This is a genomic window from Massilia genomosp. 1 (assembly GCF_011682185.1).
In the GTDB taxonomy this organism is placed as follows: domain Bacteria; phylum Pseudomonadota; class Gammaproteobacteria; order Burkholderiales; family Burkholderiaceae_D; genus Telluria_A; species Telluria_A rubra.
In genome coordinates this window covers 1-255 of record NZ_WHJF01000579.1, presented here as the reverse complement: position 1 = coordinate 255, position 255 = coordinate 1, and the positions used below count along the sequence as shown (strand labels likewise).

Here is a 255-nt window from a genome sequence, read left to right as displayed (position 1 = left end):
ACGATGTGATGGATGCTGCCTACTGCAGCAAAGAGTTGCACGACCACTGCCGCGAACTGGGACACGTCCCCCTGATCGACCATAATCCGCGTGGCGGCGAGAAGGAACACTTCGAGCCTGGCGATGAGGTTCGCTACCGTGAGCGCACTGTGGCCGAACGGACCAATGCGCGCCTCAAGGACGAGTTTGGTGGCCGCAACATCATGGTCAAAGGACATGCCAAAGTCATGAGCCATTTGATGTTCGGGCTGCTCG

General features: G+C 58.4%; 1 protein-coding gene. It reads left to right on the top strand.

Annotation, left to right across the window (positions count from 1 at the left end; genetic code table 11):
- Window positions 1-255 (top strand): transposase (locus F1735_RS34985; RefSeq protein ID WP_167241645.1); only part of this gene is annotated, 255 nt, incomplete at both ends.